Raw genomic sequence first — 12,020 nt, 5'->3', positions numbered from 1 at the left:
ATCTTTTGCCGCGCGTCGTCGCCCATTCCAGCGCCTCGGCGCGCAGCGCATCGGGGTCGATGGCCAGGCCGTGATGGCGGACATAGCCGTCGATCATGTCGAGATATTCGTCCTGCGAACATTTGTGGAAGCCGAGCCAGAGGCCGAAGCGATCGGACAGCGAGACCTTTTCTTCCACGGCTTCCGACGGGTTGATGGCGGTCGAGCGTTCATTGTCGATCATGTCGCGCGGCAAAAGATGCCGCCGGTTCGAGGTGGCGTAGAAGATGACGTTGGCGGGGCGGCCCTCGACACCGCCTTCAAGTGCTGCCTTCAGCGACTTGTAGGAGGTGTCGTCGTGGTCGAACGAGAGATCATCGCAAAACAGGATGAAGCGGAAAGGCGCCGCCTTCAGCAAACCCATCAGCTTCGGCAGCGTGTCGATGTCCTCGCGGTGGATCTCGATCAGCTTGAGCGGCCGATCGAGCTCGTCGGAAGCGTTGACCGCGGCATGCACCGCCTTGACCAGCGACGATTTTCCCATGCCGCGCGCACCCCACAAAAGCACGTTGTTGGCGGCATAGCCGGCAGCAAACCGCTCGGTGTTGTCGAGCAGGATGTCGCGCACCCGGTCGACGCCTCGGATCAGCCCGATGTCGACGCGGTTGACCTTGCGCACCGGCTCCAGATAGCCGGGATCGGCCTGCCAGACGAAGCAATCGGCCCCGGCAAGGTCGGTTTGCGGCACCGGCGGCGGGGCAAGACGGGTGACCGCCTCGATCAGGCGGTCGAGCTTCTGGTTCAGGGCGTCAAGGGTGCTGTCGGTCATGTCTTGTCTTTTTGGTCTGGCGTTCGGGATCGGCACCGGCGGAAATCCGCTCTTTCGCGGCGGGATAAGAACCGCTTCCAACCTTTTGCCGGAGCATGATCTTTTCCGCGGGCCGCGTCCGGCATTCGGCGATCATGCTCTAACACGCGCCAACCGGCCGGAAAAGCAGCGGATTCGCCCGGCGGCGCAGTTGCATTGGCAACTTTACCGACTATATTCCGGCCAAATTTCGCGGGGCCGCCTCGTGGCGGTTTTTCACCTTCCAGGAGTATCTTGATGTTCGTTACACCGGCATACGCCCAGGGCGTCGGCGCCTCGCCAGACATGTTCATCAGCATTTTGCCGTTTGTCCTGATTTTCGTGATCATGTATTTTCTGATCATCAGGCCGCAGCGCGCGCAGCTGAAGAAGCGCCAGGAGATGCTCTCGGCGGTGCGGCGCGGCGACACGGTCGTGACCGGCGGCGGTTTCGTCGGCAAGGTGACCAAGGTGATCGACGACCACGAACTCGAGATCGACCTCGGCGGCGGCACCAAGGTGACGGCGCTGCGCTCGACGATCTCGGACGTGCGCGTCAAAGGCGAGCCGGTGGCGAACCAGAATGCCAAGAAATAACCGAATTGAAGGCGGAACGCTGCCGCTTGTACGCCTGAACGGATAAGAACGAATGCTCTATTTTTCGCGCCTGAAGATGATCCTGATCTGGCTGGCCGTGGCCGCCACAGTGGTCCTCGCCGCGCCCAATCTCTTCCCCGCCAGCACATTGGCGCAATTGCCCAGTTGGGTGCCGAAGCGGCAGATGACGCTCGGTCTCGATCTGCAGGGCGGTTCGCACATCCTGCTTCAGATGAACCAGAACGACCTGATCAAGGATCGACTGGAGACGTCACGCGACGAGATCAGGACGCTGCTGCGCGACGCCAACCCCAAGATCAACTATACCGGCCTGTCCGGATCCGGGCGCACGGTGCAGGTCCGCATCACCGATCCCAGCCAGATCGACGCCGCCAAGAAGGTGCTGAAGCCGCTGACCGACCCGGTGGCGGCGGGGCTGTTCACCGGCGGCTCCGTCCAGGAGATGACGCTGGACGATTCCGAGCCGGGCCTGCTCAAGTTCACCGTCACCGACGCCGGCATCAAATACCGCACCTCGACGGCGCTGACGCAGTCGATCGAGGTCGTCGAACGGCGCGTCAACGAACTCGGCACCACCGAACCGATCGTGCAGCGGCAGGGCGACGACCGTATTCTTGTCCAGGTGCCGGGCTTGCAGGACCCGCAAAGGCTGAAGGAAATCCTTGGCCAGACCGCCAAGCTGACATTCCAGATGGTCGACCAGTCGATGCCGGTGCAGGACGCGCTCAACGGCCGTCCGCCGGCAGGCTCCTCGATCCTCTATTCGCAGGACGATCCGCCGGTACCCTATCTGATCGAAAACCGCGTCATCGTTTCGGGCGAGAATCTCGTCGACGCGCAGGCGACCTACAATTCGCAGAACAACGAGCCTGTCGTTTCCTTCCGTTTCGATTCCAAGGGAGCCACTCGCTTCGGCCAGGCGACGGCGCAAAATGTCGGCAAGCTGTTCGCCATCATCCTCGACAACCAGGTGATCTCGGCGCCGCAGATCCGTGAGCCGATCCTCGGCGGCACCGGTCAGATCTCCGGCAATTTCACCGCTCAGAGCGCCAACGACCTCGCCGTGCTGCTGCGCGCAGGCGCGCTGCCGGCGACGCTGACCGTGATCGAGGAGCGCACGGTGGGTCCGGGCCTGGGACAGGATTCCATCCATGCCGGCAAGGTCGCCGGCATCATCGGCTCGATCCTCGTCGTCGCCTTCATGTTCGTCGCTTACGGCTTCCTCGGCTTCCTCGCCAATATCGCGCTCGCGGTGCATGTGGCGATGATCGTCGGGCTGTTGTCGCTGCTCGGCGCGACGCTGACCTTGCCTGGTATCGCCGGTATCGTGCTGACCATCGGCATGGCGGTCGATTCCAACGTGCTGATCTACGAGCGTATCCGCGAGGAGCGGCGCAACGGCCGCTCGGTGATCCAGGCGATCGATACCGGCTTCACCAAGGCGCTGGCGACCATCGTCGATTCCAACGTCACGTCGCTGATCGCGACAGTGGTGCTGTTCTACCTCGGCACCGGCCCGGTGAAGGGTTTTGCCATCACCTACGCCATCGGCATCCTGACCACGGTCTTCACCGCCTTCACCTTCACCAGGCTGCTGGTGTCGATCTGGCTGCGCCGCGCCCGGCCGAAGGAACTGCCGAAGGCGCCGGTGACCTTCATTCCGCCGGGTACGAAGATTCCGTTCATGGGTATCCGCCGTTGGACCTTCGCGCTGTCCAGCCTGCTGTCGATCCTGTCGGTCGTGCTGTTCATGACCGTCGACATCAATTACGGCATCGACTTCAAGGGCGGCTCGCTGATTGAGGTGCAGGCCAAGACCGGCAATGCCGATCTCGCCGACATCCGCGGCAGGCTCACGGAGCTCAACATCGGCGAAGTGCAGGTGCAGCAGTTCGGCGAGCCGAACGACGTGCTGATCCGCGTCGGCACCCAGGACGGCGGCGAGAACGCCGAGCAGACCGTCATCGACAAGGTGCGCGGCGAATTGCAGGACCAGTATGATTTCCGCCGCGTCGAAGTGGTGGGACCGACGGTTTCGGGCGAACTCGCCAAGCAGGGCACGATCGCCATGCTGATCGCGCTGGTCGGCATCCTGATCTATGTCTGGTTCCGTTTCGAATGGCAGTTCGCTGTCGGCGCCATCATCGCCACGATCCACGATGTGGTCATGACGATCGGCTTCTTCGTCATCACCGGGCTGGAATTCAACCAGTCGTCGCTGGCGGCAATCCTGACCATCATCGGTTATTCGCTGAACGACACCATCGTCGTCTACGACCGCGTCCGCGAGGATCTTCGAAAATACAAGAAGATGCCGCTGCCGCAGCTGTTGAACAACGCCATCAACGAGACCCTGTCGAGAACGACGCTGACCTCGGTGACCACGATCCTGGCACTGCTGGCGCTGGTGCTGTTCGGCGGCGAGGTGATCCGTTCGTTCACCATGGCGATGCTGTTCGGCGTGGTGTTCGGCACCTATTCGTCGATCTTCATCGCCGCGCCGCTGCTGATCCTGTTCAAGTTGCGGCCGCAGGCCACGGCCGCCGACGAGGAGAAGCCGGTGAACGGCAAGGCCGTGGCGACCTGACGCCGCGGCCGTGGCCAAGGGCATCGTCATCCGCGAGGCGCATTTCCCCGGCCGGGCGCCGATCGAGGCCTATGGCAATGGCGGCTTCCGCTTCGCCGATATGTCGCATCGCGGCTCGCTGCTCTGCCTGCCGTCCGGCATCCATGGCTGGGAGCCGGCCGATCCGCTGGCGTTGACGGTGGCGGACTTCAGCAAGCTGCTCGCCGAGGCCGGCAAGGTCGAGATCGTGCTGGTCGGCACCGGCAAGGATCTGCGGCCGCTGCCTACGGCGCTGCGCGCGGCATTGAAAGAGGCCGGCATCGCCGCCGATCCGATGTCGACCGGCGCGGCGGTGCGGACCTACAATGTCCTGCTCGCCGAAGACCGCGCCGTGGCCGCGGCGCTGATTGCCGTCGACTGACGTGGCCGATACCGCCAACATCGTCATGGATGCGGTGCGCGCTTCCGACCATGACCGTTATCTCAGCGCGCTCTACGCGCCCGCCGACAAGCGCGACGCGCTGTTTTCGCTCTATGCCTTCAATGCAGAGATCGCGTCCGTGCGCGACCGTATCCACGAGCCGCTGCCCGGCGAGGTACGGCTGCAATGGTGGCGCGATGTCATCGCGGCAGAGACCGACGCAGAGACCGGTCACCCGATCGCTGACGCACTGAGGGCGACGATTTCCGCCAATCGACTGCCGAAGACAGCCTTCGACAACATGCTCGAAGCGCGCATCTTCGACCTCTACGATGATCCGATGCCGTCGCGCACCGATCTCGAAGGCTATTGTGGCGAGACCGCCGCGGCACTCATCCAGCTTGCGGCGATGATGCTCGATCCCCAGGAGGCACCGCGTTTTGCCGACCTGGCGGGGAGGGCGGGTTGTGCGCAAGCGATCACCGGTCTTTTGCTGCTGTTGCCGCTGCACCGGAGGCGTGGCCAATGTTTTGTGCCTGCGGACATCCTCGCAGCGGCCGGCTCATCATCGGAAGAGTTCGTCAAAGGGGAGGGCGGCCCCGGCGCGCAACGCGCAGTGGCGGCGATGATCGCGCTGGCGCGCGAGCATCTCAATGCTTTCGAGCGCGGCGCCGCCGCGCTGCCGGCTTCGCTGCGCCCCGCATTCCTGCCGCTCGCGCTGACGCGTGCCTATCTCGGCAGGATGGAGAAGACTGAGCAATCGCCGCTCGGCGGTGCAGCAAAGCTTTCCACCTTGCGCAAGCATTGGCTGCTCCTGCGTCATGCCAGCCGGGGCTGGACGCCCCTTTGACGTAAACGTCAATCGTGCTAGGGGTTCTGCCTGTCGGACTCGCGTCGAAGAAGCGTGAGCCGCCGGAGGAGACGCCTTTCCATGAGCCTGCCTGTTCTAGTCGTCCTTGTCGTGTTTGGCATCGCGCTGTCGGTCGCGGCCGTACATTTCACCGGCGGCACTACTACCACGATGCTTGCCGGCGCGGATCGGGCGCTTCAACGCTTCGCCGAGGACTTTCCGGACGAAATGGTGGCGAGGGTGCGTTTAACGGCGGATCGGCGGGCGGCGTTTCTCGAGCTTGGGCCGGCGCGCACCGGCATCGTCAGCAGCATCGGCGATTGCTTCCTGACGCGCATCGTCACGCCGCGCGATATCCTGGCCCTGACCGCAGACGACCCGCGGTCGATCTCCATCAGGCTCAACGACTTCACCTGGAAGGGCGGGCGCTTTGTCTTTGCCGACGAGGCCGACGCCAGGGCGGTGGCGGCGGCCTTGCAAGACCATGATCGGAACCGGGAGGCCGCGTGATGGACGATTACAATTTCCCGCAGGTCACCCAACTCGCCATCCCGTTCTTTGTCGCCGCCATCCTGATCGAATTGTGGCTGGTGCGCACCGGCCGCGCCAAGGGATCGTTCGAGACGCGCGACACGCTGACCAGCCTTATGATGGGGACCGGCAATGTCGTGGCCGGCCTGTTGCTCGGCGTCGTCTCCTACTGGGCGCTGCTGTGGCTCTGGCAGTTCCGCTTCTTCAATCTCGGCCTGTCGGTCTGGGTGTTCCTCGCCGCCTTCCTGCTCGACGATTTGCGCTACTATGTCTACCACCGCATCGCGCACCGGGTGCGCTGGGTGTGGGCCGAGCATGTCAATCACCATTCCAGCCAGCACTACAATCTCTCGACGGCGCTGAGGCAAAGCTGGACCGGGCTTTTCACCTTCATGTTCGTGCTGCAGGCGCCGCTGGTGCTGCTCGGCTTCCATCCGGCGGTGATCGCCTTCGTCTTCGGCTTCAACCTCGTCTGGCAGTTCTGGATCCACACCGAGACGATCGGCAAGATGTGGGGCTGGTTCGAATTCATCTTCAACACGCCCTCGCATCACCGCGTCCACCACGCCACCAATCCGCGCTATCTCGATGCCAATTATGCCGGCACGCTGATCATCTGGGATCGCATGTTCGGCACCTTCGTCGAGGAACTGGAGGAGGACCGGCCACGCTACGGCATCGTCAAGAACATCGGCACCTTCAATCCGCTGAAAGTGGCCTTCCACGAATGGATCGGCATGTTCAAGGATGCGCTGATGCCAGGGCTGACGCTGCGCCAGCGCCTGAACTATCTCGTCCGGCCGCCCGGCTGGAGCCATGACGGTTCGCGCGAGACGTCGGAGACGCTGAAGGCGGCCTATGTCAGGCGAAATCCGGGCGATGCGGGCAAGCCGGGCTTGCCGACTGCGAACGCGGAGCCTGCGGAGTAGCTATTCAGCCGCCTCTGCCTGCGCCGGCAGGCCCAGCCATTGGCGGCAATCGGCCAGCGCGCGCCCCGTGATCGCGTGGCGCTTGGCGACCGTCTTGTCCTTGCCGCGCAGGCGTTTGCCTTCGATCTTCGGCGCTTCCACCGGCGGGAAAAGGCCGAAATTGACGTTCATCGGCTGGAAGGAGCGTTTGCCCGGTTCGTCGTCGGAAACGAGGTGGCCGCCGGTGATGTGGTTGAGCAGGGCGCCGAAGGCGGTGGTGAGTGGCGGCAACGATGGCGCATGGCCGAGACGCTCGGCGGCGGCGAAGCGGCCGGCGAGCAGGCCGATGGCCGCGCTTTCGACATAGCCTTCGCAGCCGGTGATCTGGCCGGCAAAGCGCAGGCCTGGCCGCGATTTAAGCTGCAGCGAAGCGTCAAGCAGGGTCGGCGAGTTGATGTAGGTGTTGCGGTGCAGGCCGCCGAGGCGGGCGAAATCGGCGTTTTCCAGGCCGGGAATGGTGCGGAACACGCGCACCTGCTCGGCATGCTTCAGCTTGGTCTGGAAGCCGACCATATTGTAGAGCGTGCCCAGTGCATTGTCCTGGCGCAGCTGGACGACGGCGTACGCCTTCACCGATGGATTGTGGACGTTGGTCAGCCCCATCGGCTTCATCGGTCCGTGGCGCAGCGTCTCGACGCCGCGTTCAGCCATCACCTCGATCGGCAGGCAACCGTCGAAATAGGGCGTGCCTTCCCATTCTTTGAACTCGGTCTTCTGGCCGTCGACCAGCGCCTGGACGAAGGCGAGATACTGGTCCTTGTCCATCGGGCAGTTGATGTAGTCCTTGCCGGTGCCGCCGGGGCCGACCTTGTCGTAGCGCGACTGGAACCAGCAGGTGTCCATGTCGATCGTGTCGAAATGCACGATCGGCGCGATCGCATCGAAGAAGGCGAGCGCATCGGCGCCAGTGGCCTGCGCGATCGATTGGGCCAGCGAAGGTGCGGTCAGCGGGCCGGTGGCGATGATCGCCTGGTCCCAGTCCGCCGGCGGCAGGCCGGGCACTTCCTCGCGCTGGATGGTGATCAGCGGATGCGCTTCGATCTTTCGGGTCACCGCCTCGGAAAAGCCGTCGCGGTCGACGGCCAGCGCGCCGCCGGCCGGCACCTGGTTCGCGTCGCCCGCGCTCATGATCAGCGAACCGGCAAGCCGCATTTCGGCATGCAACAGGCCGACCGCGTTGGTTTCGGCATCGTCGGAACGGAAGGAGTTGGAGCAGACGAGCTCGGCCAGACCATCGGTCTTGTGCGCATCGGTGCCGCGGACGGGCCGCATCTCATGCAGCACGACCGGAACGCCGGCCTCAGCGATCTGCCAGGCGGCTTCGGAGCCGGCGAGGCCGCCGCCGATGACGTGAACGGGATTTTTGCTCATGGGCGCCGGAATAATCGCTTGTCGCCGCGATTGCAATTGGCGCGAAGGACAGGAAAGGGCCGAAGGGCGGCAAAGCCGGCCTCAGAAACACAACACCCGCCGGGGGAGGAGGTCCGGCGGGTGTCGTTTTGGGGGTCGATCCTCGGGAGGAGGTGAAGATCGACCGTATTCGTCATCGCCGGGGAGGAGGTCGGCTCTGACGAAATTCCTTTCGCCGTTTGAAAAGGGGCGAAACCTTTGGAAGACGAACTGCATTCGCTTCGAAAGACGAACAATGTTCGCTTCGGGAACAACGCCCGCCGGGGGAGGAGGTCCGGCGGGCGCCGTTTCAGTGGTCAACCCTTGGGAGGAGGTAAGGGTTGGCCGTATCCGTCAGGGTCGGGGAGGAGGTCGACCCTGGCGAAATTCTTGTACTTAGACCGCCTTGCGGGCGACCATCTTGATCTCGTCACGGACGATGCCGAGATCATGGAGCTGGCGATTCGACAGACGACCCAGCTCGGTAACCGTCTCGCGATAAACGCGCCAGTTACGATAGTTGCGGATCAGGTTCATTGTCGTTCTCTTCTTCAAAACTGGTTCGGACCATTCGCGGCCCGAAGCGGATTAGACCGCCTTGCGAGCGACGTAGTGGATGTCGCTGCGGCTGATGCCGAGGTCGGTCAGTTCACGGTTCGACAGGCGGCTCAGCTCGGAGACGGTGTCCCGGTAGCGGCGCCAGTTGCGGTAGTTGCGGATCAGGTTCATGGTAGTGCTCGTTTCGTCTTTCGTTCGGGTCATTCCGTTTGTGTACGAACAGAAAATAGGTGGGGTCATATCGATTTAAAAGTGCCATTGGCGCATGGCAGCAATGCAAATTGTGCAATGCAACACTAACGGCCATTCACGGCTTCGACATAAAGAAGCCCGAATCCGAAAATGCCGTGGTGTCAACGGTTTGACCGTGTGGGCTGGAAAAAGATCGAGGGCAGGGGGAAGGCATGGCGAGTTATGCGTCGCGGGTCAGGTCCGACATCGCCCGATGGCGGCAGGCTGGGCTGATCGATACGCCGACAGCCGAGGCGTTGACGCGCGATGTCGAAGCCAATGAGCGGAGGTCGCTGAGCTTCGGGTCGATCCTGGCGATGATGGCGGCGCTTTTGTTCGGTGCCGCTATCCTGATCTTCGTCGCCGCCAATTGGGAAGCCATCCCACGGCTCGTTCGCGTCGCGGCGCTGTTCGCCGTCATCGTCGCCGGCTACGTCGGCGGCGCGGTGCTGAAGACACGCGACCATGGGGCAATCGGCGAGGCGCTGTGGATCGTGGCGGCGGCCGCTTTCGGCGGTTCGATCGCGCTGATCGGCCAGATGTACCACCTGACAGGCGACGAGGCCTCGGCGCTGCTCACATGGGGAGCCGGCACGGCCTTGGCGGCGGTCGCGTTGCGCTCGAACCCGCTCACCGTCGCCTCCCTCGGCATCGCCGACGCCTGGCTGCTTCTCAAATGGGGCGGTTTTTTCCGGCGCTCGGAATTTCCCCATCTCTTCGCAGCCATTGCGCTGGTGCTGTTCGCGATTTCGTTCTGGACCCGCAGCCGGGCGGCGCGGCATCTGATCATTCTGTCGGTCCTCTTCTATCTCGTGCTGCTGTCAATGGATCACAACACGCTGCAGGTCTCCGTTCCGCTGACGTTCGTTTCGGCGCTACTTTTTGCCGCCGCGGTCTTCGCCGCCGCACCGGTCGACAGAATCGTGCAGCTTGGCGGCCGGCTGCCCCTGCACGCGCTGATCGGCTTCCTCACCGGCATGGCGATGATCCAGTTCGAACTGGCCGACGAGGCGAGCTACAATGGCGCCTTCGCCATTGCCTCGGCGGTCGCGCTTGCCGCCATTGTCGCGGCGATCATGCTGGGTGGCCGCGAGAGCAGGGGCCTGCGCTGGGTCGCCTATGCCGGCTTCGCCTTTGAGCTCGCCATCATCTATGTGGTGATGTTGCAGTCGATGCTTGGCACCGCCGGCTTCTTCCTGGCCGCTGCAGTGCTGCTCGGCATAATGGCGCTGGTCATCATCCGCGTCGAAAAACGCATGAACGCGCCGACCACCGAAGGAGCCAAGGCATGACCGGCAAAAGACTGATCATCTCGGCGCTGCTGCTGGCGCTCGTCCAGATCGGCTTCCTCGGATGGATCATCGTCGGCAGGGCCGCAATCCTGCGGGATGGCAAGGAGGTCCTCCTGAAGGTCGAGCCGATCGATCCGCGCGATCTTCTGCGCGGCGACTATATCGTGCTGGGCTACGAGATCTCGCGCATCCCAGTGAAGCTGATCGCCAACATTCCGCCCGGCAAGTTCACCAGCAACGACTCAGAGCTCGTCGTCAGGTTGAAGCAGGGCGTCGAAGGCTATTGGCAGCCGAGCGCAGCCTGGTTTGATGCCGCACCGATGCCTGCGGCCTCCGACGAGGTCGACATCGTCGGGCAGGTGGCCGATGGCTGGGACCTGCGCGAGCCCGAAGCGACGATCGCGCCGGACTACGGCATCGAGCGCTTCTATCTGCCGGAAGGCGAGGGCATGGCGATCCAGAACGACATGCGGGTGCGGCCGTTCGCCGTCCGTGTCGCCATCGCCGCAAACGGGACACCGCAGGTCAAGGCGTTGATGGATGGCGACAAGACGCTGTTCGAGGAGCCGCTCTACTAGGGGCGGCCGCACCCGTGCGCATCTCGCGAAAACCTTGGATCTCCCGTCCGAGCAGTGTGAAGCATGACAATTGAACTGACGGCGCGCGGAGACATCAACCTCGATGCGGTCTTTCGTGTCGCCTGGCGGAAGGAGCCGGTGCGGATTAGCGACAAGGCTTTGCGTCGGATCGAGGAATGCCGCGCCTCGTTTCTGCGTCTCATCGAGACGGATCCCGCACCGATCATCTATGGCGTCACCACGGCGATGGGCGAACTGGCGAGCCGCAAGCTCGAGCGTGACGAGCGCGAACGCCATGCGCGCATCAAGGCGTTCGCTGCCGCGACCTCTTTCGGCGAGCCGCTGCCGGAGCGCGTGGTCAGGGCGATCGTGCTTGCCCGTCTCACCAACTTCATTGAAGGCAATGCCGCCACCTCGCCGCGCATCGCGCAAGCTGTTGCCGCCATGCTGGACGGCGGGCCGATGCCGATCGTGCCGTCGCAGGGCCAGGGCGGCGCCGGCGAGATCCTGGCTCTCTATCCGCTGTTCGCCGGGCTTTCGACGCGCTTCGACCTGGAGGTCAAGGAGCGGGGATCGCTGATCAACGGCTCGCCCTGCGCGGCGGCGCTGGTGGCGGACGCCGCGCTCGCGGCGCGCCGCCGCATCGGCCTCGCGCACAAGGTGTTTGCGCTGTCGATCGAAGCCTTTCGCGCACCGCTCGAACATTACGACGCCGCACTCGACGGGCTTTGGGGCGACGAACACGAGGCGGCAGCGCTGCAAGGTTTGAGGGAATATCTCGCCGGCGCCGGCGACGGACGGCGCAACTATCAGGCGCCGGTCAGCTACCGCATCGTGCCGCGCGTGCTTGGCCAGGCGCATCGCGCGCTGTCCGGCGCGGAACGGGCGGCGACCGTGTCGCTGGCGTCGATCTCGGACAATCCGGTCTATGTACCGCCGGACGAGGCGTATCCGCTCGGGCGCTGCATCAGCACCGGCGGCTATCATAATGCGATGGCCACGCCTGCGCTCGACGATCTGGCAGCGATCTGGGCCGACGTCTGCCTGCTCTGCGACCGCCACGCCTCGAAGCTCCTGAACGGTAAGGTTTCGCTGCTGCCCGATCTTTTGATGACGGACCGGCATTGGACCGACAGCGACGGCCACGGCAATGTCGGCTATGTGCCGATGGCGATCACCGGTTATCTGGAGC

Annotated in this window: 13 protein-coding genes; 9 read left to right on the top strand and 4 right to left on the bottom strand. The window is 63.9% G+C overall.

Annotated elements, in window-relative coordinates:
* The coding region (locus EN745_RS18360) for an ATP-binding protein (RefSeq protein WP_145992064.1) at positions 1–808 on the bottom strand (808 nt) is incomplete at its 3' end.
* A gap of 276 nt (positions 809–1,084) precedes the next feature.
* Here EN745_RS18360 and yajC point away from each other — a divergent pair.
* From yajC to EN745_RS18330, 6 genes are all read left to right on the top strand, one after another.
* Positions 1,085–1,423, top strand: coding sequence for a preprotein translocase subunit YajC (gene yajC, locus EN745_RS18355; RefSeq protein ID WP_126054208.1), 339 nt, complete (start codon positions 1,085–1,087; stop codon positions 1,421–1,423).
* A gap of 52 nt (positions 1,424–1,475) precedes the next feature.
* Positions 1,476–4,031, top strand: a complete 2,556-nt coding sequence (gene secDF / locus EN745_RS18350; protein WP_127421937.1) for a protein translocase subunit SecDF — start codon at positions 1,476–1,478, stop codon at positions 4,029–4,031.
* A gap of 10 nt (positions 4,032–4,041) precedes the next feature.
* Positions 4,042–4,431, top strand: coding sequence for an Mth938-like domain-containing protein (locus EN745_RS18345; RefSeq protein ID WP_126054210.1), 390 nt, complete (start codon positions 4,042–4,044; stop codon positions 4,429–4,431).
* A gap of 25 nt (positions 4,432–4,456) precedes the next feature.
* Positions 4,457–5,281, top strand: coding sequence for a phytoene/squalene synthase family protein (locus tag EN745_RS18340; RefSeq protein WP_127421938.1), 825 nt, complete (start codon positions 4,457–4,459; stop codon positions 5,279–5,281).
* Between the two features lie 81 nt (positions 5,282–5,362).
* Positions 5,363–5,791 (top strand): hypothetical protein, encoded by a 429-nt coding sequence (locus tag EN745_RS18335; RefSeq protein WP_127421936.1) that lies wholly within the window; start codon positions 5,363–5,365, stop codon positions 5,789–5,791.
* Positions 5,791–6,741, top strand: a complete 951-nt coding sequence (locus EN745_RS18330; RefSeq protein WP_189363080.1) for a sterol desaturase family protein — start codon at positions 5,791–5,793, stop codon at positions 6,739–6,741. The genes EN745_RS18335 and EN745_RS18330 overlap by 1 nt, the downstream gene beginning before the upstream one ends.
* On the opposite strand, the gene trmFO is transcribed toward EN745_RS18330, so the two are convergent.
* From trmFO to EN745_RS18315, 3 genes are all read right to left on the bottom strand, one after another.
* The gene (trmFO, locus tag EN745_RS18325) at positions 6,742–8,151 is read right to left on the bottom strand and encodes a methylenetetrahydrofolate--tRNA-(uracil(54)-C(5))-methyltransferase (FADH(2)-oxidizing) TrmFO (protein ID WP_126054214.1); all 1,410 of its coding nucleotides are present in this window, start codon (positions 8,149–8,151) and stop codon (positions 6,742–6,744) included.
* Between the two features lie 414 nt (positions 8,152–8,565).
* A complete protein-coding gene (locus tag EN745_RS18320; RefSeq protein WP_126054215.1) occupies positions 8,566–8,706 on the bottom strand; it encodes a DUF1127 domain-containing protein in 141 nt (46 codons plus the stop codon).
* Positions 8,707–8,757: 51 nt separating this feature from the next.
* Positions 8,758–8,898: a DUF1127 domain-containing protein gene (locus tag EN745_RS18315; protein ID WP_006335194.1), complete on the bottom strand. Its 141-nt coding sequence runs from the start codon at positions 8,896–8,898 to the stop codon at positions 8,758–8,760.
* 233 nt (positions 8,899–9,131) lie between these two features.
* Here EN745_RS18315 and EN745_RS18310 point away from each other — a divergent pair, with 233 nt between their 5' ends.
* The 3 genes from EN745_RS18310 to EN745_RS18300 all read left to right on the top strand — a co-directional run.
* Positions 9,132–10,250 (top strand): DUF2157 domain-containing protein, encoded by a 1,119-nt coding sequence (locus tag EN745_RS18310; protein WP_127399813.1) that lies wholly within the window; start codon positions 9,132–9,134, stop codon positions 10,248–10,250.
* Positions 10,247–10,828: a GDYXXLXY domain-containing protein gene (locus EN745_RS18305; protein WP_126054217.1), complete on the top strand. Its 582-nt coding sequence runs from the start codon at positions 10,247–10,249 to the stop codon at positions 10,826–10,828. The genes EN745_RS18310 and EN745_RS18305 overlap by 4 nt, the downstream gene beginning before the upstream one ends.
* 63 nt (positions 10,829–10,891) lie before the next feature.
* The coding region (locus EN745_RS18300; RefSeq protein ID WP_127421934.1) for an aromatic amino acid lyase at positions 10,892–12,020 on the top strand (1,129 nt) is incomplete at its 3' end.

Origin of the sequence: Mesorhizobium sp. M4A.F.Ca.ET.022.05.2.1 (assembly GCF_003998845.1) — a bacterium.
GTDB lineage: Bacteria > Pseudomonadota > Alphaproteobacteria > Rhizobiales > Rhizobiaceae > Mesorhizobium.
The sequence above is the reverse complement of the archived record's forward strand: the minus strand, read 5'-3'. Positions and strand labels throughout refer to the sequence as shown.

What these genes read in the sequence shown, in the direction of transcription:
- EN745_RS18320 (WP_126054215.1), bottom strand. Translation starts at nt 8,706, where the DNA reads ATGAACCTGATCCGCAACTATCGTAACTGGCGCGTTTATCGCGAGACG.
- secDF (WP_127421937.1), top strand. Translation starts at nt 1,476, where the DNA reads ATGCTCTATTTTTCGCGCCTGAAGATGATCCTGATCTGGCTGGCCGTG.
- EN745_RS18340 (WP_127421938.1), top strand. Translation starts at nt 4,457, where the DNA reads ATGGATGCGGTGCGCGCTTCCGACCATGACCGTTATCTCAGCGCGCTC.
- EN745_RS18335 (WP_127421936.1), top strand. Translation starts at nt 5,363, where the DNA reads ATGAGCCTGCCTGTTCTAGTCGTCCTTGTCGTGTTTGGCATCGCGCTG.
- yajC (WP_126054208.1), top strand. Translation starts at nt 1,085, where the DNA reads ATGTTCGTTACACCGGCATACGCCCAGGGCGTCGGCGCCTCGCCAGAC.
- trmFO (WP_126054214.1), bottom strand. Translation starts at nt 8,151, where the DNA reads ATGAGCAAAAATCCCGTTCACGTCATCGGCGGCGGCCTCGCCGGCTCC.
- EN745_RS18305 (WP_126054217.1), top strand. Translation starts at nt 10,247, where the DNA reads ATGACCGGCAAAAGACTGATCATCTCGGCGCTGCTGCTGGCGCTCGTC.
- EN745_RS18315 (WP_006335194.1), bottom strand. Translation starts at nt 8,898, where the DNA reads ATGAACCTGATCCGCAACTACCGCAACTGGCGCCGCTACCGGGACACC.
- EN745_RS18310 (WP_127399813.1), top strand. Translation starts at nt 9,132, where the DNA reads ATGGCGAGTTATGCGTCGCGGGTCAGGTCCGACATCGCCCGATGGCGG.
- EN745_RS18330 (WP_189363080.1), top strand. Translation starts at nt 5,791, where the DNA reads ATGGACGATTACAATTTCCCGCAGGTCACCCAACTCGCCATCCCGTTC.